This window comes from Desulfobacter hydrogenophilus (genome assembly GCF_004319545.1).
Taxonomy (GTDB): Bacteria; Desulfobacterota; Desulfobacteria; order Desulfobacterales; family Desulfobacteraceae; genus Desulfobacter; species Desulfobacter hydrogenophilus.
In genome coordinates, this window is record NZ_CP036313.1 from 5,030,485 (window position 1) to 5,048,245 (window position 17,761).

Genomic DNA, 17,761 nt, shown 5'->3' on the forward strand with positions numbered 1-17,761 from the left:
GTCCAATCGATGCTTAAATAAAAAGCTTCGCCTACAAGGCATGGCGTTTGGTCAGGTGCCATAACGCGGTAGGTGAAAGACTTTTTACACCGCCATCAAGACTGCATATTTACAATCGCCCGCCCCTTGCTGCCTCGTGTGAGCATTTTGCCAATCCGCTGGTCCAGCTCATCGAGCGTAATCTCTTCCACAACCGTTTCAATTTGGGTAACCTGCCATTCCCTTGAAAGCTTGTCCCAGGCCTTTTGCCGAACCGCCATGGGGCAATTCTGGGAATCAATCCCCACCAAAGTGACACCACGGAGGATAAAGGGAAACACATTGATGGGCAGATCCGGAGACGCAATGTTTCCGCAGGTGGTCACCACGCCGTTGGCATTCATGGATTTGATGGTCGTGGTCAAGAGATCACCACCCACAACATCAACGCTTCCGGCCCACCTTGCAGCAAGCATTGGTCGGCCACTGGTATCCACGGCATCCTCAATGGAGATGATACGCTGGGCACCAATGGATTTGAGGTAATCGGACTGATCTGTTGCGCCGTTAACGGCAACCACAGTATAGCCCTGTTTGGCCAGAATCGGCACGGCAATGCTGCCGACACCGCCGGTCGCCCCAGATACCAGAATGTCACCGTGCTCCGGCAGCACACCATGGTTAACCAGTTGCAGTATGGACAAGGCAGCTGTAAATCCGGCCGTGCCGTAGCACATGGCCTGCCGCAAACTCAGGCCATCGGGTAAGGGGACCACCCAGCCGGCAGGAACACGAATATACTGGCCAAACCCACCGGCCGTATTCATCCCAAGATCATAACTGGTGACAATGACCTCATCACCGACTTGAAAGGTGGAATCCGTACTTTTTTCCACCACGCCTGCGGCATCAATTCCGGGTGTATGGGGATATTTTCTGGTAACGCCCCTGTTTCCGCTGGCCGAAAGTGCATCTTTATAGTTCAGTGAAGAATAATACACTCTAACAAGCACATCCCCTTCAGGCAAATCTTTTATTTGCCGCTGAACGATTGCACGGCGATATTGTTTATTCCCTGCTTCCGAAACCACCATGGCCTTAAATGATTTTTCCATCGTCATAAATCTCCTTTAATAAAGACATCGCCCACGGCGACATTCTATGATATACACACATCATCAATATATGCGGTAAGAGCCCCCATGGCCTGATTCAAATTAGACTTGGACTTATCCGCAGTATACATGACACAGGCGCCTAACAATCCGGAAAACACAACCTCAACCACCCCATCAATATCCACGCTGTCCTTCAGCATTCCGGCCAACCGTTCCTGTTCAAAAAAACGCCTGAGCATGAATTTAAACCTGGCAAAACCGTCACTCACCTCGGCGGCCAGATGAGGGCACTGGTCACTAAGTTCCACGGTTAGATTGATAAAAATGCATCCGCCCGGAAAATTAGTGCTGTCAGCCAGGTAATGGTCTTTATAGTTCACCAGAATATGTTTAATTTTATCCACAGGCCGCTCAATGGTTTCCACACCGGCCAGATTCCGTTCCCGCCAAATTTTACGAGCCTGGCGAAGCACCTCTAAGAACAATTGCTCTTTATTTTTAAAATGGTTGTAAAGGCCTCCCTTGGATGTACCCACTGCATCTATAATATCTGCCGTTGATGTAGCCATGAACCCTTTGGTTGAAAACTGACGTAATGCCTCAAATATAATTTTTTCTTTAAGCTTCATTTTATTTCCTTAACAAAAACATAAGGGAGACCGGTCGGTCTGTTTAAAGCATAACATAAACCAAAGTCCTGTATTTTTCAAGAAAGAAATATATAGATAAAGGTCGTCTTGACAAACATGCTTGGACAAATTATTCGTATGTGCAAGATACATGGGGAAGAACGTACATGGGAAAATTTTAGGATATTTTTGGGGTGCTTGTCAGCTATTACTGATTTTTAAATATTTTAAAATTTTGAGCCTTGACATAACCGCCATACTTTCCCTTTAAATACGCGCTGTAAATGAGAAGGTGAAAAGGCCATATTGCAAAATGTCCAAGAAACTTGAAAACCCGGATAACCCGGCGAAGAATTTCAAAATTGTGGTGGCCTATGACGGCACCAACTTTTTCGGGTGGCAGCGCCAAAAAGATAAACCCACCATCCAGGGTGAGCTTGAACGTATATTATCCATGATTCTAAACCAGGACATTAAAATTCATGGTTCCGGACGTACGGATGCAGGCGTTCATGCCCGGGCCCAGGTCGCACATTTCCATGCAAAAACCCGTCTTACCCCTGATATCATTCAAAAAGGGGTGAACAGCCTTGGGTCCGCTCCCATTGTGATTCATGACTGCCGGATTGCAGACCCTAATTTTCATGCCCAGTACCATGTTCGTTCCAAAGAGTACCGGTATTACATACTAAACAGGGAAATCCCCACGGCCATTGGCCGGAATTATTTATGGCATGTAAAGCCATTTTTGGATATTGACGTCATGAATCAGTGTTGTGAATACCTTGTAGGCGAACATGATTTTAAAGCCTTTGAGAACACGGGCAGTCCAAGGTCTTCCACCGTAAGAACAATTTTCAGTGCAAGCTGGACAAAAAAGCCGTGCGATCGGCTGGAATTTTGTATCTGTGCCACAGGCTTTTTAAAGAACATGGTCCGGAATATCGTAGGAACCCTAAAAGATGTCGGTACAGGACGGATTAATCCGGAAATGTTCAATAAAATACTCTATTCGTGTGAACGCCCCCTTGCCGGGGCAACCGCTCCTTCAAAGGGGCTGTTTCTGTACCAGGTCAATTATTAAGGGAGTTATTTTTCTAACTCCCGGATTCTGGCCACATGAAGATTATAATAGGCAATGATATCACGGCGGTAAAGCATACCGATAAATTTACCCGGATCATCTTCATCGACCACAGGCAGCGCATCAATGTTTTTCTTTGTAAGTTTAAGCAGTACCGTGTTTAAATCTTCGGACAAGGTGGTTGTAATCATGTTGGATACCATAATATCCTTCATGACAACCAGTTGTCCAAGGTCACTTGAGAAAAGGACCTCCCGGACATCTGTGGAGGAAAAAATACCGCATAAGTCCCCCTGGCCATTCATGACGGGAAAATATCTTTGTTTGGTGGTCTGAAATATCTTTTTAAATTGATTGAAGCTCATGTCCTGGTTCAGGCATCTGACGTCCTTGATCAAAATTTTAAGTTTTTCCACCTTTATGGTTTGAAGAATATCTATCATAAATTCTCCGGCATGCAACGGCGAATCAACTCGCGATTTTACCTGGTTTTCATAAATCGACCATTTTGTGGACAAAAGATAACACACCGAACAGACCAGAAGGCTTGGCAGTAGAAGATGATAGGAGTTGGTCATCTCGCTGACAAATATAATGGTGGATATGGGGGTATTGGAGACAGCCGTGAAAAATCCGGCCATACCAACAATCACGAAGGCGCCTGGCTGGGTGACAACCGTGGGCATAAACATGTGAAAAAACTGCCCCACTGCCCCGCCCATAGCGCCGCCGATGACAACCGAAGGCCCGAACACGCCGCCGGACCCGCCGGAGCCAATGGAAAATGACGTGGTAAAAATTTTTCCCAGGGCAAGGCCCAAAAGAACGGGAATGGCCAACTGATTAAAAATGGCCTGCTGGGCCATGCCGTATCCAAACGCCAGAGTATAGGGCATAAAAAAACCGATGACGCCGGTCAAAAGTCCGCCAATCGCAGGTTTAATATGGTTTGGGATTTTCAGTTTCCTAAACAGATTTGTCGTCCCGTAAAACACTTTAATATATAAAACGCCGGTGAAGACCAGAACCACGGCAAGAACAAGATAGGGACCAAGTTGCAGGGGATTATCAAATTTAAATGCCGGGGAATCAAAAAGCGATCCCCATCCAAAAAACAGACAAAAGGTGCAATAGGCCACCACAGAGGAGATACCTGCCGGAATAATGACCGAAGACTCAAATTCAGGATCACGGTAGAGCACTTCTGCGGCAAAGAGTGCGCCGGCCAGGGGCGCTCTGAAAATACTGCCCACACCGGCGCCAATGCCGGCGGCCATCATGATGCACCGCTCCCGTTCAGACAGGTTGAACCGGGTGGCCAGAAAAGAACCGAAGCCGCCTCCAATCTGGGCAATGGGCCCTTCCCTGCCTCCTGAACCGCCAGTGGTCAGCGTAATGGTGGAGGCAATGGTTTTGATAATTGGAATCCGTGACCGGATAATACCGCCCTTGTGATGGAAGGCGTCTATTGCGGCATCCGTGCCATGCCCCTCTGCCTCCGGGGCAAAGGTATAAACAAGCCATCCGGAAACAAGGCCACCCAATGCCGGTAAAAATAATAACACCCATCTGTTGAACGGTGTATTGGTGTGGGGCAGCAGCAGATGTTCGCCTGCAGGTCCTTGGGGCCTGTATCCGGCCATCATATCCATGAAATAATGCATGCCAAGGCCGCACAGGTAATGAAACAGAACCGCCCCAAGGCCCGACATGACGCCTATCAGAACAAAATAGAACACCCATTTGCCGGCATATTTGAGATCAACATTACTTTTTCTGCTTGAATTCATTTTTGTGCCCTGCATCGCTTGTCCCGGCAAAATCGTCACCTGCTGAAAATTAGGTCAGATAAGATTTTTACCACCGGGATTATCCGGATATTTTAAGTTTCCGGTTCAGGTTAACGCCAATATTACCTCCATATTTTTAAACAGGCTCTTAATCCAGTTCCGTTGTGATATCCCATAAAAAATTTATTTTCTTAAATCCTTAATCCCTGAAAGGATAATGTCAAATAAAGTTCTCACATCTTTTTCTTCCAGGCATGAAAAAGCTACCCGAAGATTGTCTTCTCCAATGGAAATTAAACCGGTACCATAATTGTCAAGCAAATGAAGTCTTAACGCTTCCGCATTAACACCCTTAACACGGATGCACAAAAAATATCCTGAATTAAATGGATAGGCGTCAAAGCCATCCGCATATTTGGGATCCTTAAGCACCTCTTTGATGGCCATGGCCCGGGATTTAAGCAGGTTAAACTTCTCCTTTTTACAGGATTCATAGTCTTTATCTTCCATGGATTTGACAAGAATGGTCTGACTTAAATGGGAACAGTTTGAAATACTACCCCGGATGCATCCGGCGGTCTTTTTTTCCAAGGCCTCATACACCCCTTCAAGGTTGGTATCTGCGGCAACCCCATACGTGGTGAAACCGGTTCTGAATCCCATGACATAATCTTCCTTGGTGGGCCCGTCGAGTTTAACGGCCAACAATCGGCTCGTTTTACCGGCAATTTTGGCAAACAAAGACTGTTTGGCTGTTTCCTCTTCGAAAAACAGTCCAAAATAAGCATCATCACAAGCGGCCACGATATTTGTACCCTTTTGTGCCACATCAATAAGAATGTCTACAACACGCGCCGCCTCTTCTTTGTTCAGGGTATACCCGGTTGGGTTGTGTGGAAAATTAAGCATGGTAACGACCTTGTCATTTTGTGCGGCCTGTTCCCTGATCACACGCTCAAAATCATCCAGGTTAAAATGGGTCATGGCGTCGTCATAGGATTTGTATGTAACAAACCGGGCACTGTTGCGGACACAGAAAATCATATTGTAGTTGCCCCACATCATATCCGGCATGACAATAACATCATTGGCATTTACCCACATGTCCGACAAGATGGAAACCCCATGGGTAATGCCGGATGTAACCACAGGCAGACTGATGTCAGTTCCCTCAAGTGAGGGATTTTTAACATACAGTTCTTTGCGCCATTTTTTGCGCAGCTCGGGCAACCCAAATGAAGACGCATAAGGTAGGTAATCATTCGGTTCAATCTGTGTAATATATTTTGTCACGGAAGAAAGACTTAAAACGCAACTGCCCTGCTTTGCGATACCGATGGTGGCGTTGATCTTGTCCGCCTTTACCTTTGCTTCAGCGCTCTGGGTTAAAATACCTTTCGGGTAAAACAGTTTTTTTCCCATGTCAGAGAGCATTTCATATACATGAGGAGCGGCCTGTTCAATGGTGTTATTCAATTCCTGGGCATTAGGATTCATGATTTAACCTGTAAATTTTTAGTATTATCCAATTCAATAAAATAAGGGCCATGGAAACAATAAAATCCACCATATGGTTTGTCTCTTTAACCGTCTTCTTTGTTGCATCAAAAGGCACAGATTTGAATATGCTCCCAATGATACGCCTTGAATACGGGTAAAAAGCATTCACCCTATTTGTGGATTTTAAAATTTCCATGGCCCTAAATTTACGCACCTGAAAAAAAGAAAACCCTGCAGCCAGACCTAAGGAAGTCCAAGGAAAACTGCAGAGTTTTTACGTGCATTGAATCGGTTGCGTTATCTTCGTTTGGATGCCTTGATGGGGTTAAGTTTCTGTTTTTGGGTTTCGGTGGCGGTTTTAATATGGGTGGCCATATTGCAGTTGCCGTTTTTCCACTTTAAAGACGGATCAGGTGCAGCAGTGCAGTAAACGCCGCTGGCAAATTCTGCACATCTTTGACATCCTTTGCATTCATCAATGATGGGCAGGCAACTGCCTTCGTTATAGCTGCAGCCCTGAGCAGTCATGAACACACAATCCTGGCCTTCTCTAACAGTTGTACAAATCATAATCGTCTTCCTGTTTCATTGTTATATTATTTAGTCATTAGGTATTTAATTTCAAAATAAAATAAAACCGGTTTTGATACAAACCGGGGATAAATAAACCGTAACCAACTATCATGATGCTCCTTTAATTGTCAACTAATTATTTTTAAACAAATATTTGTTCTATGGTATATTTAAGCTCTATCTCTTGTAGGCAAATCTTTTCTGATGTATAACGATGAAATCGTGAAATCCCATAACCTTAACCATATCCAGCCAAAGAAAACAAATGATCATAGACGATGCTGTTCAAGTTCTAAAAATGGAAGCCCAGTCCCTTCTGGACCTGATTGAAAAATTAAATTTGGATTTTCAAACCCTTGTCAATGCAATATTTAGTGCCAAAGGACGAGTCATTATTTCAGGAATCGGAAAATCGGGTTTAATTGGAAGAAAAATTGCCGCCACATTAAGCAGTACAGGTACCAATGCCATGTTTCTGCATCCGGTTGAAGCAGTTCACGGGGACCTTGGCATGGTCAGCCGAAATGATATATTCATTGCCATTTCAAATTCCGGTGAAACCGGAGAACTCAACCAGCTTTTACCCGTGATCCGGGAGGTGGGTTGCAAGATAGCAGGTTTTACTGGAAAGCCTAAATCCACCATGGCAGGGTTCTGCGATATGATCATAGATACCGGTGTAAAAAAAGAGGCCTGCCCCCTAAATATGGCACCGACCTGTTCAACCACAGCCCAACTGGCCATGGGCGATGCCCTGGCCGTGGCCCTGATAAAAAAGAAAAATTTTAAAAAGGCTGATTTCATGCGCTCTCATCCCGGAGGGGCATTAGGGCAGCGCCTGTCAGGAAAGGTCAGCGAGCTGATGCTTGAAAAATCAGGCGTGCCTTTTGTGCAAGCAGGTGCCACCATGGTCCAGGCCCTTGCCTGCATGGATGCGCACCGTCTGGGCGCTGTTTTTGTACTTGATTCGACAGATAAACTGATGGGAATACTTACGGACGGAGATGTCCGGCACTGGATTGCAAAAGGGGGCGGTACAGCAGATACCCTTCTTGTAGATGAGATAATGACCCGTGCCCCGAGACACCTATTCCCCGAATCTTATTTGTATGATGCCTTGAATTTAATGGAAAAATATGAAATTACGGTTTTGCCTATCCTTGGGGAGAACGGCTGTCTTAAAGGATTGCTGCATCTCCACGATATCCTGGGAAAGGGAACCTTTAAATTTAATGGAGGTAATCAATGAAAAATATGAACATCAACACCACCATTCCCGTTTTAGGCCCCGCCCGGATTCCATCCCCCCTGGCTTCCCAGGGGTTGGCCTATGCCGGTAAAGCCCGCTTCATGAAAGATGAATACAGAATCAGCGTTGATGTCAGGGTTGACCGTGTTTCAGGAGAAAACCAAGACGACATACTCAGTTTTGAGCAGGCCGGCCCCCGGGAAAAAATATATTTTGACCCCAGCAAACTCAAATGCGCGGTGGCCAACTGTGGGGGACTGTGCCCTGGACTGAACGACATTATCCGGTCGATAGTGCTTGAATTGTACCATGTATATGGCGTCAAAAATATTTTTGGTATCCGGTACGGGCTCCAGGGCTTTATTCCTAAATTCGGCCACGACCTTATCGACCTGACCCCCCAACGGGTATCAGGTATTCAGAATACCGGAGGATCTATGCTGGGCTCTTCCCGGGGGGGGCAGGATATCGGGGAAATTGTGGACTGCCTGGAACGTATTGGGGTGGGGGTGCTCTTCATGGTGGGGGGCGACGGGACCTTAATGGCCTCCAAGGCCATTGGAGATGAAATTCTAAACCGTGGGTTGAAGATTTCCGTGGTTGGCATTCCAAAAACCATTGATAATGATATTTTTCTGGTTTCCCGCTCCTTTGGCTTTGATTCGGCTGTAGACGTGGCCACCCTGGCAATCAAGGGGGCCCATAACGAAGCCGAAGCCTACCCCAACGGTATCGGCCTGATCAAGCTCATGGGCAGGCATTCCGGGTTTCTGGCAGCCACAGCCGCCCTTGCCCAACCTGATGCCAATTTCGTGCTCATCCCCGAAGAGGAAATCCTGCTGCATGGGGAAAACGGACTGTTGGCCGCGATAGAACGTCGCCTGGCCCTGAGAAAGCATGCGGTGATCATTGTCGCTGAAGGAGCCGGCCAAAATTTTTTTGAAAACAAGGATATTGAGCATGATGCATCGGGCAACGTAAAACTAAAGGACATTGGTCTATTTTTAAAAGCAGAAATCAGCGACTATTTTAAATCCAAAGAGATTCCTATCTCTTTGAAATACATTGATCCATCCTACATCATCCGCAGTCTGCCCGCCAATGCCAATGACTCAGTGTTCTGCGGACTTCTGGCAAGAGATGCCGTACATGCGGGCATGGCCGGAAAAACCAATCTGCTTATCAGCTTCTGGAATAATAATTATGTTCATGTACCCATGGATGCCTCGGCCGGACGACGCAAAAAATTAGATCCGTCAGGCAGGCTGTGGCAGTCGGTTCTTGAAACCACAGGCCAGAATTCACTATTTTATGCTTGAACAAAACCCGTATTTATCGATTAATTTCCATAAACTGATTATCCTTTATGGTAATCAGAAACAACGCCTTATGCGGGGTGCCGGTCTCGTCAAAACGTGTGCGTCCGGTGGCCCCGTCAAATATAAATTGTCCCTGTAAAACAGCCTTGAGTTGTTTTCCAGAATTAACGTCGTCGGCATTGGCTGCCGTAAACAAAATTTGGGTCGTATCATAGGCAATGGCCTCCAGAAAGCCGGGTCTCTCCTGGTATAAATCCTGGAATGTTTTGTCAAACCGTGCGGTTGCAGGATTGGCACTGCCGGAAAAATATCCATCGCAGATGATGGCGTTACTATTGTACCGTCGGGTCTCTTTTAAAAGGCTGTCCCTGTGCCACAGATTGGTCCCCAATAGGGTAAAGTGCTTGGCGTCATGGTATACAAGCTGAGGGAGTATAAGATTGATCCTGGACACTGAATCCGGTATAAACAGTGCCTGAAAATTTAAACCTGTATCCCTGATCAATTTTTTGATGGAATCTGAAAAATCAGTTTTGCTGCCGTCATATACCTGGGTCGCAGTTAATTGACCGTCAAACTGCTCAACCATCTGTCCGAACGCCTGCATATAACGATTTCCGTATTTGTCGTCCGGATATAAGACCGCCATCCTTCTCAGCCCCAACTCATGAAAGACATAGCTTCCCAGAGCTTGGACTTGCATTTCAGGGGTTATAAAATTGCTAAATATATAATCCCCATATTGAGGAAATTGTATTTTCTGGGTCAGAGCCATCATGGGAATACCAAGGGCTTGGGCTTTGTCAGCCGCTTGCCTTGAAACTAAGATAGGACCCAAAATGGAAAAAACATTGTTTTTTCCAAGCTGGTCCACACACTTAGCAGCTTGTGCAGAATCTGACATACTGTCCTTGACCTCGATGCTTAAATCCTTAATACCGGATTCAGAAAGCCTTGCCAAGGCAAGCTCTATACCTTTCATGGCCTGTTGTCCGTAAAGTTTATATTTCCCGGACATGGGCAGGATGACACCGATCTTTTTTTTATTAAAGGCCATGGTACCCATACCTGCCAAAAGTTCCTTAACCTGCTCGGTCTTTGGATGATCGGGATATTTTTCAAGAAATGCATTCAAAACATTTGCAGCGTTGGTAAAATCTTCTCGCTGGGCAAATGTGTAACCTGCCCAGTAGTCGAAAATATCCTGGGGAATGGAAAGATGTTTAATTCTCGAGAATTTTTGAATCTCTTCAGGCTCTATTTTTGATAAATTTTTTTCAATATCATCAAGAATAATTGTTTTGAAAACTGCATCATGACCGGCCCCAGGCCTTTGGGTGAGATTAAAGGCATGATTGTAGAGGAGCAGAGCATCCTGGACTACACCTTGATCACTTAAAATTCTGGCCTGATTGATAAGTTCCGGCACAGTTGCCTGCTGGGGTACAGTTTTGTGTATCGGCATCCGGGACAGCTTGGAAGAGGGAACTGGAATAGTATGCTTGGAACATCCGATAACAAAAGGAAGCGCAATTAAAATGCAAACAGACATTACAAATTTTATGTGTTTTGCGTAAGTCATAAAACTACCATTTGTGGGGTATTGTTGGTTAAAAGAGACAAATATTATCTCAAAAAATCTTTTGCCGTTTCAATAGCTTTTTTAATCTCTTTGGTATCAATCCAAATCAGATTCTTTTCCTTGTTAAACCAGGTGAACTGTCGCTTGGCATACCTGCGGGTATCTCGTTTAAGCAGACGGACCGCCTCTTCAAGGCTGACTTCTCCTTTTATATACATCCCCATATGCCGGTAGCCGATGGACTGCATGGATTTCAATTCCAGGGAATACCCTTGATTCACAAGACTTTTAACTTCATCAAGCAGCCCCTGGGCCATCATGATGTCCACCCGCTGATTGATCCGGTCATATAACAACTTTCGGTCCATGTGAAGGCCAAAGGTAAGGCTTTGGTATCGGTCTGATTTGAAATCGTGGGTCTGCCGGCACTTGGAAATGGGAATTCCAGTGGTTAGAAACACCTCAAGGGCCCTTACAATTCTAAATCCGTCATTGGGATGAATCTGTTCTGCTGCCTTTGGGTCACATTCTGCCAATTGCTCATGAAGTGCCCGCCCGCCCTTTTCTTCAAGGGTTTGATTCAGTTGATTAAGGGTTGTCGGACAAGCAGCTCTCCCTCTGAACAGGCCGTGGATTAAGGCCCTGATATAAAGCCCTGTTCCACCGGCGACCACAGGCACCCTGCCTCGTTTGGCAATGCCGGAAATGGCCTGATCCGCCAAAGTGGTAAATCTTTTCGCATCAAAATTATCCGCCGGATCAAGGAAGTCAACCAGGTGGTGTATGGCGAGCTGCCTCTCCCTTTCATCGGGCTTGGCGGTACCAACATCCATATATTTATAGATCTGCATGGAATCTGCACCAATGATCTCGCCATTCAGTTCCCGGGCCAGGGCAATGGCAAAGCCTGTTTTTCCGATGCCTGTGGGGCCGCAGATGGTAATAATTTTTGTCATACAAGAATAATTTTATTTTCCGATGTTCAATTATAAAGGGGTTCTGAGTTTTATAAAAAAGGCTATGTTAACGCCATAGTTCTTTTAATGTTCGTTGTGGACTGAGCCCGGGTGTTGATAGGCCAGGTCAGCCTACGGTCATTAGAGTAAATAGGGTTGACAATATTCAACGAAACATTTTATATCATGATTCTTAAAGAATGAGAATTAATTTAAGTTTTCACAGAAGCGATCTACCAGGAAAAAAACTTGTGTGCAAGGAGGGACCTGTTTTTACGCTTGAGCATATTCATTAGGCCCCGAAAAAGTAATAACCACGCAGGGTTCGGGCACTTCGTTTTTTTTACCGAACGTCGACTATTCTTTATTGACAAGGATACAATGCTGAGATAAGGTATGTCTCCAATTGTAATGGTGATTTTGATAGTGAAGACAGTTTGTCTTAAGATAGGTTAAACGAGCAGTTATAACAAACTTTTTTAGGAGGATTGATTAAATGGCAACACTTGAGTTTAACGGAAAAACATTCGAAATAGATGAAGACGGATTTCTTCTTGATTACAATATGTACAATGAAGAGTGGGTAGAGTACGTAAAAGGCCAGGAAGGCATCGACGAGATGACTGACGAACACTGGCAGCTCGTTAAAGTTCTCCAGGACTACTACGAAAAAAACGGTATTGCTCCCATGGTTCGTGTTCTTTCCAAGCTCACCAAGTTCAAATTGAAACACATTTATGAACTGTTCCCCTCCGGACCTGGTAAAGGTGCCTGCAAAATGGCTGGCCTTCCGAAACCGACCGGTTGTGTATAGTTAAAAATATTTTAAGTTTTTAACTTAAATTGATGAAGGCCCTGTTTAAACCAAACAGGGCCTTTATTTTTCGTAAATATTCGACCAGCACCCTATGTTTGCTTATTTTGTCACATAACATTAGTATGCTACGCAACCCCAAATAGACAAATCTAAGGCACTGGATCAAACATTTACAGAGTTAGTCAAATATTTATAAATTTGGAAACTTTCCACATAGATGATAGAAGACCAGACAAGCAAAAACATACTTAACCGAATCCAGGCCGATTTCCCCATTCATCCAAGACCCTACAAAATTTTGGCCGAAGAACTAGGCCTAAGTGAAGAGCAACTGATAAATGAAATCGAGCTTATGAAACAAAAAATAATTATCCGCAGGATCGGGGGGAACTTCAGCCCTGACCGTTTAGGGTTTTACTCCACCCTGTGCGCGGCCCGGGTGGACTCTGATAAAATTGAGCTGTTCACCACGACCGTTAATAATTTCAGCGGCGTTACCCATAATTATCAAAGAGATCATCAGTACAATATCTGGTTCACGTTTATCGCACCTTCAGTTCAAAAAATTAAAGAAAGCCTTGAAATCATTTCACAAAGAACCGGAGTGACCGAAATTCTCAATCTGCCGGCCACTCATGTATTTAAAATAGCGGCTAATTTTAAAGTCTGACCCATTACAGCCATGGGCTGACATGATCTTCTATCAGCACCCAGGCTCAGCCCACAACGAAAGTTAAAAAATCTGTATAGGTTACACAGACTTTCTTATAAGAATTTATCGCAGGTGTCATCATGCAAAACATTCGTGTGACCCTGGTCATCCAAAACTGCCCTGTGAACCGGTTTGCGCATAATTTTGCCCAGACGGTCAAACAGGTTTCTGCTGCAGCACTGCAAAATTGTGATTTTGTTGTGTTCCCTGAAATGAACCTGACAGGTTATGCCCCGGCAAATTTAAGCAATGCCGTTGCCCTTGATTCCGTATGGATAAATAAGCTGAACCGGCTTGCACAGAAACATAATATCGCCATCCTAACCGGGCTAGTTGAAAAAGCAGCTGCGGGAAAAATCTATGCCACGCATCTGGTGATCCGTCCGGATCAGCCGGTAGCCCGGTACAGAAAAATTCATTTATCTCCATTTGAGGCACCTTATTTCAGCTGTGGCGATGATGCAGATGTTTTTAAATTCAAAGGGGTATATTTCGGAATCCAGCTTTGTTACGATGCACATTTTCCGGAGTTATCCACGGCCATGGCATTAAAAAGAGCGGATATTATTTTTTTCCCCCATGCGTCTCCAAGGGGAACGCCTGGGGAAAAAAGCGCATCCTGGAAGCGTCATCTAACGGCCCGGGCATTTGATAATGCAGTATTTGTGGCAGCGGTTAATCAGGTCGGAGAAAATAATGCAGGACTTGATTTCCCCGGAATTTCCATGATGATTGGTCCAGATGGATTTCTGGCAGGTGAAAACATTGCATACGAAAACAAAATAAAGACCCATGTGCTGGACATGTCCTTACTTGAACATATCCGCACCCACAAGATGAGATATTTTCTGCCCAACCGACGTGGCAATCTCATTGATGAATAAGCTTTTGAAACAACAAGTTCCGGATAACGTCATTTTGTTTTTATTCTTTACTGTTTTTTAATTTTTGCACGCCGGCCAAATCTTTGACAAGGGCGTTGCGATTCTGGATATAGGCGTTACGCATGGCTGTGTAAGGATCTATTGAGGCTTCTTTAAACGCTTCATACTCTCCGACATGAAATGATGTCCAGCTAACTTTTTCAAGCCCCCAGCCTCCCCAGTATAATTCCCAGGGCTGTGCATAATTGATGGGATTGATAAGCCAATCCCCCGCCCTGCCCACGATACCCCTCAAGGAACTGGGCCCAAGAACGGGCAGCACCAAATAAAGTCCGTTACCAATGCCGTATGATCCAAGGGTCTGGCCAAAATCTTCATCCTGAAGCCGGATGCCCACATATTTCTGTGCAAAATTATTTAATCCACCAAAACCAAGGGTTGTATTGATGAAAAAAGCGGAGAATTCCATGCCTGCGGCTTCACCCTTGCCCTGGAGCAGGTCGTTGATAAACCGGATGGGGAAAAACAGGTTGTTAAAAAAATTTTTAACCCCTTTACGGGCAAAGGTGGGAATTACCCGGGCATACCCCTTTGCTATAGGCTTCAACCCATACAGATAAATTTTATCGTTAAAAACAAATACGGCACGGTTGAATCCTTCAAGAGGATCTGCGACTATGGCATGGGTGTTTTGATCTACCTGGAAAATATCTGCTTCAAATCCATCATCCAGGCCAGGGTCTGTATCTAAGCCTGAGGTAGATGCTGCTTGTCCGGTTTGATTGGCTGTGTTACCGGCAACGACCGGACCTGTAATCAGTGTCAGGATCATAACAATAAGAACCAGGTAAAATTTCATAGATATTTCTCCTGTGGTTTCCATCCGTTCATAACTCAATTATCATCTTTAAAGATAAATTTTCTAACCAGTGATTCAATATCCAGGGCAGATTCGGTATTATTAAACGTCTCTTTATCGTCAAGCATGATATCAGATCCACCTGGAGAAATGGAAATATATTTTTCGCCGATGATGCCTGCGGTTTTAATAGAGGCAATGCTGTCTTCGCTAAGTTGTATTCCTTGGTTAATCCTGAAAGCAACCTTTGCCTCCAAACGTTCCTTGTCCAACATAATCTCGGAAACATTGCCGATCTCCACACCGGCCATCTCAACGCCGGCACCGTTTTTCAAACCGCTCACAGAAGTAAAATATGCATACAGCGTATACCCCTTTGGGCTGAACAGCGGGACACCGCCAAGGACAACCGTAAGATACCCCGCGCACAGAAGGCCGATAATCACAAATGCACCTACATATAATTCCTTATTTATTGATTTCATGAACCTGTCCTCAATTTTTTTACGTATCAGGGCTCTTTCCCTGAGATAAATGCCTTCACTATGTCATTATCAGTCTGAAAAATCCCATCACTTTTTCCAAAATAGATAATCTTACCCTGGTCAAGCATGGCTACACGCTGTGATATGGTAAATATCTGTGGGATGTCATGGCTGACAATGACAGCGGTAAAGCCAAATTCTTTCTGGTATGTGGTAATCATGGCATGAACACTGTTTCTTCTCACTGGATCAAGCCCTGACGTGGGTTCGTCAAAAAGTACGGCAACAGGTTCGGTAATCAGAGCCCGGGCAAGGGCCACACGCTTTCTTATCCCTCCGGACAACTGGGCGGGATATTTATTTTCGTGTTTGCTGATCTCCAGTGCCTCCATTTTTTCCTTTACCCGCTGACGGATCTGATCCATGGGTATCTTTTTTTTCTCAGTTAACGGCAGGGCAATATTTTCCCACACCGTTAAGAAATCAAACAAGGCATTATCCTGGAACATATAGGAGATCTGCCTGTGAAACCTATGTTTTTGAATATTGTCCATTTGATCCGTGGGCATACCATCCACACAGACCTGACCTGAATCAGGCTGCATAAGTCCGATGATATGTTTGAGCAAAACTGATTTGCCCGTGCCGCTTTTGCCGATAACACAAGTCACCCGACCCTTTTCAATGGAAAGATTGACTCCGTCAAGCACATGATTGCCGGAAAAATTTTTGTGAATATCTATCAGTTCAATGAAAGGTTGATCCATGATTAAACCAGAAAAGAGGTGATGATGTAATCGGAAACCAGAATAAGGATACAGGAATTAACAACCGCATTGGTGGTGGCCAAGGATACGCTTTTGGCGCCCTGCCCTGTCTGGGCCCCTGAAATATGGGAAAAAAAACCCTTGTAGCAGCACATGGTAGAGACGATCACACCAAATACCAAGGCCTTGACAAATCCTCCCGTGACATCCGCAAGCTCAATGCTTCTGATCACTCTATCCATATATACATATCGGTTGACATCCAGCATCACGACACCGGACAGAAACCCCCCAAATATGCCTGTAACATCAAAAAGTGCTGTTAAAAGCGGAAAACTGATAATGGACGCTGAAAGGCGCGGTGAGAAGGTGAACCGCACCGGATGGATGTCCATGGTTTCAAGGGCGTCAATTTGTTCTGAAATCCGCATGACACCGATTTCCGCAGCCATGGCTGACCCGGCCCGGGCAGTAATCATGATGGCGGACAACACGGGCCCAAGTTCACGGATTAGAGTCATGGCAACGGCTGATCCAAGGGTCGCTTCAGAGCCGAAATCCACCAGGGTGTAGTATCCTTGAAGCCCTAATACCATGCCAGTAAACATGGCTGTTAAAACGATGACAAACATGGATTTGGCACCAATAAACCACACCTGTTCCATAATCTTGGAAATCTGAACAAAAGGTACAAAATTCCGCCAGATACCCTGAAAAAAAAAGATTGATATTCGGCCAATGGATCGGATGCCGTCCATGCAGGCTAAGCCTAATTTTTCAATACGCGATTTGAACATAATCTATATCTTATAGGCGTTCTTTTTTCAAAAGACAAGCGGTTTGAAGCGGATCCCCGGACTTGATGAACCCGATTTGGAATTCATGCCATCTAACAAAAAGGATTGACACGTGTTCATTATTTCAATACGTATTGTTCAAAGATTATACAAATTTTCATCCAGGACAAATGCCATGACCCAAAAAATAACCCTGAGTATACCGGACAGATTACATGAAAAACTCAATGAATGGAGAAGTTCTTTTAATCTTTCAAAAATGTTTCAGGACGCATTGAGTGACGCCATTGAAAGAAAAGAGGCTTTCAGTAAAAAACTGTGTGAAGAGTTTGACATGACCCAAATTATTAACCGGCTTCACCAGGAGAAGGAGCAGTGGCTTAAAAATTTCTACAATGCAGGCCGGAACCGGGGCTTTGGCTGGGCCCAGGGTGCCCATTACCAGGACCTTTTATACGTATTGGCTTGTAATGATACGTGTAATTCCGAACAAGAAATTGTCCGGCACAGTCGTTTTAAAGCATATTTCGCGGATCTTTACGATGCCCATGGCCTGACCCGCTACGCCCAAAAAAGTGGTGTTGACCATGAAAAAAAATTCCTGCAAGGCTGGTTTGACGGGGTCAACGCATTCTGGAACGAAGTTAGGGAGCACATTTAA

Annotated in this window: 18 protein-coding genes; 7 read left to right on the top strand and 11 right to left on the bottom strand. The window is 44.9% G+C overall.

Translation table 11 applies throughout. The annotated features are described in order from the left end of the window. Positions 1-95 precede the first annotated feature (95 nt). Both EYB58_RS22390 and EYB58_RS22395 read right to left on the bottom strand, forming a co-directional pair. The gene (locus EYB58_RS22390; protein ID WP_111955631.1) at positions 96-1,094 is read right to left on the bottom strand and encodes a YhdH/YhfP family quinone oxidoreductase; all 999 of its coding nucleotides are present in this window, start codon (positions 1,092-1,094) and stop codon (positions 96-98) included. Positions 1,095-1,138: 44 nt separating this feature from the next. Beyond that, on the bottom strand, positions 1,139-1,726 hold the full coding sequence (locus EYB58_RS22395; protein ID WP_111955633.1) for a TetR/AcrR family transcriptional regulator: 588 nt from the start codon (positions 1,724-1,726) through the stop codon (positions 1,139-1,141). A gap of 313 nt (positions 1,727-2,039) precedes the next feature. On the opposite strand from EYB58_RS22395, the gene truA reads away from it, so the two are divergent. Beyond that, positions 2,040-2,810, top strand: coding sequence for a tRNA pseudouridine(38-40) synthase TruA (truA, locus tag EYB58_RS22400; RefSeq protein ID WP_111955635.1), 771 nt, complete (start codon positions 2,040-2,042; stop codon positions 2,808-2,810). 5 nt (positions 2,811-2,815) lie between these two features. On the opposite strand, the gene EYB58_RS22405 is transcribed toward truA, so the two are convergent. The 3 genes from EYB58_RS22405 to EYB58_RS22415 form a co-directional block, all read right to left on the bottom strand. Then, positions 2,816-4,600 (bottom strand): chloride channel protein, encoded by a 1,785-nt coding sequence (locus tag EYB58_RS22405; RefSeq protein WP_111955679.1) that lies wholly within the window; start codon positions 4,598-4,600, stop codon positions 2,816-2,818. 183 nt (positions 4,601-4,783) lie between these two features. Beyond that, positions 4,784-6,097, bottom strand: a complete 1,314-nt coding sequence (locus EYB58_RS22410; protein WP_111955637.1) for an aminotransferase class I/II-fold pyridoxal phosphate-dependent enzyme — start codon at positions 6,095-6,097, stop codon at positions 4,784-4,786. Between the two features lie 300 nt (positions 6,098-6,397). Further along, on the bottom strand, positions 6,398-6,670 hold the full coding sequence (locus EYB58_RS22415) for a PxxKW family cysteine-rich protein (protein WP_111955641.1): 273 nt from the start codon (positions 6,668-6,670) through the stop codon (positions 6,398-6,400). A gap of 268 nt (positions 6,671-6,938) precedes the next feature. On the opposite strand from EYB58_RS22415, the gene EYB58_RS22420 reads away from it, so the two are divergent. Then, a complete protein-coding gene (locus tag EYB58_RS22420; protein WP_111955643.1) occupies positions 6,939-7,922 on the top strand; it encodes a KpsF/GutQ family sugar-phosphate isomerase in 984 nt (327 codons plus the stop codon). Further along, positions 7,919-9,241 (top strand): ATP-dependent 6-phosphofructokinase, encoded by a 1,323-nt coding sequence (locus EYB58_RS22425; RefSeq protein WP_111955645.1) that lies wholly within the window; start codon positions 7,919-7,921, stop codon positions 9,239-9,241. Before EYB58_RS22420 ends, EYB58_RS22425 begins: the two co-directional genes overlap by 4 nt. Before the next feature lie 13 nt (positions 9,242-9,254). On the opposite strand, the gene EYB58_RS22430 is transcribed toward EYB58_RS22425, so the two are convergent. Together EYB58_RS22430 and miaA are read right to left on the bottom strand one after the other, a co-directional pair. Continuing rightward, positions 9,255-10,706 (bottom strand): penicillin-binding protein activator, encoded by a 1,452-nt coding sequence (locus EYB58_RS22430; protein ID WP_242637488.1) that lies wholly within the window; start codon positions 10,704-10,706, stop codon positions 9,255-9,257. A 161-nt stretch (positions 10,707-10,867) separates the two neighbouring features. After that, complete coding sequence (gene miaA, locus EYB58_RS22435; protein ID WP_111955649.1) at positions 10,868-11,779, bottom strand: tRNA (adenosine(37)-N6)-dimethylallyltransferase MiaA; 912 nt, start codon at positions 11,777-11,779, stop codon at positions 10,868-10,870. Positions 11,780-12,275: 496 nt separating this feature from the next. Between miaA and EYB58_RS22440 the strand changes: the two genes are divergently transcribed. The 3 genes from EYB58_RS22440 to EYB58_RS22450 all read left to right on the top strand — a co-directional run bounded on the left by EYB58_RS22440 (position 12,276) and on the right by EYB58_RS22450 (position 14,192). Then, the gene (locus EYB58_RS22440; RefSeq protein WP_020585863.1) at positions 12,276-12,593 is read left to right on the top strand and encodes a TusE/DsrC/DsvC family sulfur relay protein; all 318 of its coding nucleotides are present in this window, start codon (positions 12,276-12,278) and stop codon (positions 12,591-12,593) included. 220 nt (positions 12,594-12,813) lie between these two features. After that, positions 12,814-13,266: a siroheme decarboxylase subunit alpha gene (gene ahbA / locus EYB58_RS22445; protein WP_111955651.1), complete on the top strand. Its 453-nt coding sequence runs from the start codon at positions 12,814-12,816 to the stop codon at positions 13,264-13,266. Between the two features lie 122 nt (positions 13,267-13,388). After that, positions 13,389-14,192: a nitrilase-related carbon-nitrogen hydrolase gene (locus EYB58_RS22450; protein ID WP_111955653.1), complete on the top strand. Its 804-nt coding sequence runs from the start codon at positions 13,389-13,391 to the stop codon at positions 14,190-14,192. A gap of 40 nt (positions 14,193-14,232) precedes the next feature. Here the strand turns inward: EYB58_RS22450 and EYB58_RS22455 are convergent, their stop codons facing one another. From EYB58_RS22455 to EYB58_RS22470, 4 genes are read right to left on the bottom strand one after another with little or no spacing between them, the layout of a single operon-like run. Beyond that, complete coding sequence (locus EYB58_RS22455) at positions 14,233-15,051, bottom strand: MlaA family lipoprotein (RefSeq protein ID WP_111955655.1); 819 nt, start codon at positions 15,049-15,051, stop codon at positions 14,233-14,235. A gap of 35 nt (positions 15,052-15,086) precedes the next feature. Then, positions 15,087-15,536 carry an outer membrane lipid asymmetry maintenance protein MlaD gene (gene mlaD / locus EYB58_RS22460; RefSeq protein WP_111955657.1) on the bottom strand — a complete coding sequence of 150 codons (450 nt, stop codon included), beginning with the start codon at positions 15,534-15,536 and terminating at the stop codon, positions 15,087-15,089. A gap of 26 nt (positions 15,537-15,562) precedes the next feature. Beyond that, positions 15,563-16,303, bottom strand: coding sequence for an ABC transporter ATP-binding protein (locus EYB58_RS22465; RefSeq protein ID WP_111955659.1), 741 nt, complete (start codon positions 16,301-16,303; stop codon positions 15,563-15,565). Between the two features lie 2 nt (positions 16,304-16,305). Next, positions 16,306-17,100, bottom strand: coding sequence for an MlaE family ABC transporter permease (locus tag EYB58_RS22470; protein WP_111955661.1), 795 nt, complete (start codon positions 17,098-17,100; stop codon positions 16,306-16,308). A 175-nt stretch (positions 17,101-17,275) separates the two neighbouring features. On the opposite strand from EYB58_RS22470, the gene EYB58_RS22475 reads away from it, so the two are divergent. After that, positions 17,276-17,761, top strand: coding sequence for a hypothetical protein (locus EYB58_RS22475; RefSeq protein WP_131072135.1), 486 nt, complete (start codon positions 17,276-17,278; stop codon positions 17,759-17,761).

Coding starts and splice junctions, on each gene's coding strand:
- ahbA (WP_111955651.1), top strand. CDS start 12,814: ATGATAGAAGACCAGACAAGCAAAAACATACTTAACCGAATCCAGGCC.
- miaA (WP_111955649.1), bottom strand. CDS start 11,779: ATGACAAAAATTATTACCATCTGCGGCCCCACAGGCATCGGAAAAACA.
- EYB58_RS22395 (WP_111955633.1), bottom strand. CDS start 1,726: ATGAAGCTTAAAGAAAAAATTATATTTGAGGCATTACGTCAGTTTTCA.
- EYB58_RS22430 (WP_242637488.1), bottom strand. CDS start 10,706: ATGCCGATACACAAAACTGTACCCCAGCAGGCAACTGTGCCGGAACTT.
- truA (WP_111955635.1), top strand. CDS start 2,040: ATGTCCAAGAAACTTGAAAACCCGGATAACCCGGCGAAGAATTTCAAA.
- EYB58_RS22455 (WP_111955655.1), bottom strand. CDS start 15,051: ATGAAATTTTACCTGGTTCTTATTGTTATGATCCTGACACTGATTACA.
- mlaD (WP_111955657.1), bottom strand. CDS start 15,536: ATGAAATCAATAAATAAGGAATTATATGTAGGTGCATTTGTGATTATC.
- EYB58_RS22390 (WP_111955631.1), bottom strand. CDS start 1,094: ATGGAAAAATCATTTAAGGCCATGGTGGTTTCGGAAGCAGGGAATAAA.
- EYB58_RS22425 (WP_111955645.1), top strand. CDS start 7,919: ATGAAAAATATGAACATCAACACCACCATTCCCGTTTTAGGCCCCGCC.
- EYB58_RS22440 (WP_020585863.1), top strand. CDS start 12,276: ATGGCAACACTTGAGTTTAACGGAAAAACATTCGAAATAGATGAAGAC.
- EYB58_RS22420 (WP_111955643.1), top strand. CDS start 6,939: ATGATCATAGACGATGCTGTTCAAGTTCTAAAAATGGAAGCCCAGTCC.
- EYB58_RS22415 (WP_111955641.1), bottom strand. CDS start 6,670: ATGATTTGTACAACTGTTAGAGAAGGCCAGGATTGTGTGTTCATGACT.
- EYB58_RS22475 (WP_131072135.1), top strand. CDS start 17,276: ATGACCCAAAAAATAACCCTGAGTATACCGGACAGATTACATGAAAAA.
- EYB58_RS22405 (WP_111955679.1), bottom strand. CDS start 4,600: ATGAATTCAAGCAGAAAAAGTAATGTTGATCTCAAATATGCCGGCAAA.
- EYB58_RS22470 (WP_111955661.1), bottom strand. CDS start 17,100: ATGTTCAAATCGCGTATTGAAAAATTAGGCTTAGCCTGCATGGACGGC.
- EYB58_RS22450 (WP_111955653.1), top strand. CDS start 13,389: ATGCAAAACATTCGTGTGACCCTGGTCATCCAAAACTGCCCTGTGAAC.
- EYB58_RS22465 (WP_111955659.1), bottom strand. CDS start 16,303: ATGGATCAACCTTTCATTGAACTGATAGATATTCACAAAAATTTTTCC.
- EYB58_RS22410 (WP_111955637.1), bottom strand. CDS start 6,097: ATGAATCCTAATGCCCAGGAATTGAATAACACCATTGAACAGGCCGCT.